The sequence below is a fragment of the Streptomyces beijiangensis genome (assembly GCF_017315755.1).
Taxonomy (GTDB): Bacteria; Actinomycetota; Actinomycetes; order Streptomycetales; family Streptomycetaceae; genus Streptomyces; species Streptomyces beijiangensis.
The window spans coordinates 1-2,585 of sequence record NZ_JAFLRJ010000382.1; the positions used below are offsets into that span (position 1 = coordinate 1).

Annotated in this window: 3 protein-coding genes; 2 read left to right on the top strand and 1 reads right to left on the bottom strand. The window is 61.7% G+C overall.

What is annotated here, in order from left to right; all coding sequences use genetic code 11:
* The coding region (locus J0695_RS31530; protein WP_206967864.1) for a hypothetical protein at positions 1-742 on the top strand (742 nt) is incomplete at its 5' end.
* 58 nt (positions 743-800) lie between these two features.
* Positions 801-1,697, top strand: coding sequence for a class I SAM-dependent methyltransferase (locus J0695_RS31535; RefSeq protein WP_206967866.1), 897 nt, complete (start codon positions 801-803; stop codon positions 1,695-1,697).
* On the opposite strand, the gene J0695_RS31540 is transcribed toward J0695_RS31535, so the two are convergent.
* Positions 1,625-2,518 (bottom strand): LysR family transcriptional regulator, encoded by an 894-nt coding sequence (locus J0695_RS31540; RefSeq protein WP_206967868.1) that lies wholly within the window; start codon positions 2,516-2,518, stop codon positions 1,625-1,627. The two genes, J0695_RS31535 and J0695_RS31540, sit on opposite strands and share 73 nt — an antisense overlap.
* Between the last annotated feature and the right edge of the window lie 67 nt (positions 2,519-2,585).

Sequence of the window (2,585 nt, forward strand, 5' to 3'; positions counted from 1 at the left end):
ATTTACGGGACAAGCCTTAGGAGACTGGAACCGGATCCGCATCGGATCCTTCGGCCGCTACCAGTTGGAGAAGCGGCACGGCGCCGCACGGGTCTGGATGATCAGCACGTTCCACAAGCCGCTGATCCTCGCCCGGTTGGCGGCAGCCGTGTTGTTGCTCCTCGGCGTCGGGTCGAGGGTCGCGATCCTGGTCATAGTGCTGGGATTCGTCCATGAACTCTGTTACGAATACCGTTTCAATACGATCTACATCACGCTGTGCCTTTGCTGTCTATTGCCGGCCCAGCGCCTCGGAACTGGCTTTGAACTTTCCGGAGGCACAAGCACTGCGAACTCATGGAGCCAGTTTCTTGTGGTCCTTTTGACCGTGGACGTGTATTGGAACAGTGCCTATCAGAAGCTCCGCTCCCCGCAGTTCATGACGGGGCTCTCGCTGGTGCAGCAGTCCTACGTCGCCGCAGCGGTTCGGCCGCAGATGACAAGTTGGGAATACTGGCATCCCGCGACGGGCGCGACCCGCGCCATGGCCGGCGGCGCCGTGAGAACTCGCTGGCGGGCCGTCGCCACAACAGTGGTCGTACTGGAGATCCTTCTACCCGTCGGTCTTCTCACACCTGCTTTACGATCCGGCGCGATCGTCGTGGGCATGGGCCTGCACCTGGCCTTCATGGCAATCCTCCCGTTGCGGTTGGCGCCATTCACTCTGGTCACCCTGGCTAGTTATCCGTTGTTCATGCCGTGACCGCTTCTGACTGACTGAACCGTCCCCATGACAGACCGGCCCCCGACCGAGGAGTTGTATGCATATCGACGGGCGAAGCGTCTTCGGCGTCAACGCGGACGACTACGACCGCATCCGGCCCGACTACCCGGCAGACTGGATCGCGCGGCACCTCGGCCCCATCGCAACAGGCCAGACTGCGCTGGACATCGGCTGCGGTACAGGCAAACTCGGCCGCACCCTGTCTTCGCTCGGCTTCGACACGCTCGGCGTCGAACCGGACGCGCGAATGGCCGCCGTCGCAACGACGGGGGGACTTCCCGTAGAGGTGACACCGTTCGAACGGTGGGACCCGGGTGCCCGCCGGTTCGATGTAGTCGCCTGCGGTCAGGCGTGGCACTGGCTTGACCCTGCGTCCCGAGCCCGCAGGACCGCAAGGTGCATGGTCCGCGGCGGCAGACTGCTGCTGGTATGGCACATGGGAACGCATCCGGTAGATGTATCCGATGCCCTGGCCGAGGTGTACCGGAATTTCGCGGCACGAGAGTCGGCGATCGACGATGAAGTGCGCGAGCCGACCGACCGCCCGACAGAAGGCGATACGGACCCGCGAGAAGGGGTGGATGGTCCGCCGGAGGACTCGCCGATCGACTTAGGTCTCTTCACTTCCGAGCTGCGTGACGAGGGCTTTCATGGAATCCGGCAGGAGGCGGTCCCCTGGTCACGCAGGTACTCCGCCCAGGAGTGGCGACAGCTGCTGTCGACCGAGAGCGGACATCTCTCGCTGCCACCCGAACAGCGTGATCGGCTACTTGATGCAGTACAGCAGTGCGTTGCGGGTATGCCCGACGGTGGCTTGAGGGTGGACTACGACTGCATCCTGCTCACCGCCATAGCGATCGGCTACCCGGGGGAGGCTACGGAGGCGGAGCGGCTGCGAACATATTCGACGACATCGGTCGCGACGGCCGAATGAACTCGAGAGGGATCCCAGGCGGCAACCATCCGGCAGGCGGATTGCAGGCTGAGGCTCCGCCAGATCGCGCCTGTACTGGCAGCGACCATCGGGGTCCCCAGCGAAACACTGTCTCTTCTCGCCATGAGCGCATTCAGCCCTGACTCTGATGTTGCGAAGTACCTGATGTGCGGAATAAAGCCGATCGACTGGCACCACTGAATCAAGACATCATGCCATCTTGTGCCCGGCGGGTAAGCGCTCCACTGTTCGTCTCGCAGGTCTCCGATTTGGAAGTCAGAAATCTCTTCCAATGGATGCCCTGGAGGAATGATCACCCCCACTTCCTCTTCGCTTATCGTAGCGACTCGAAAAGAGGAAGGATATCCCTGGACGGGTGTCGCCAGCTCGGATGAGATAGTGAAGTCGACGCTACCGTTCAATAAGGAGGAACGGAGGGCACTCGGTTCCCCTATCGCGAGCTGAACGCTTGCACCAGGCAGATCGGGAAGATCCGCTAGTATTTCGAACAGTGCGATCGATTCGACCCCGGCCAAAAGGCGCCGCATGCCCTGGTCCGGGGCAACCGTTCTGGCGTGTTCCAATGCATTCATTCCGGCGTCCACTGCCCTCAGGTGCTTGAGCAGGGCAAGCGCATCCTTCGTAAGCGCCACACCCTTGCTATTCCGCCGGAAGAGCGTGAGGCCCAACTCGGATTCGATGCGGCGCAGTTGCGAACTGAGCGATGGTTGCGGAATGCCGAGACGACGTGCAGCGCGCGTAACGCTCCCTTCGTCGACCACCGCCAAGATCACCCGAACATGCCGTATGTCGAGACGCACTCTTCCTCCTCTTCCCTCGTGAAGTTTTCCGAAGACACGAGAAGCTGATCTAAGGACTGTCCCGTAA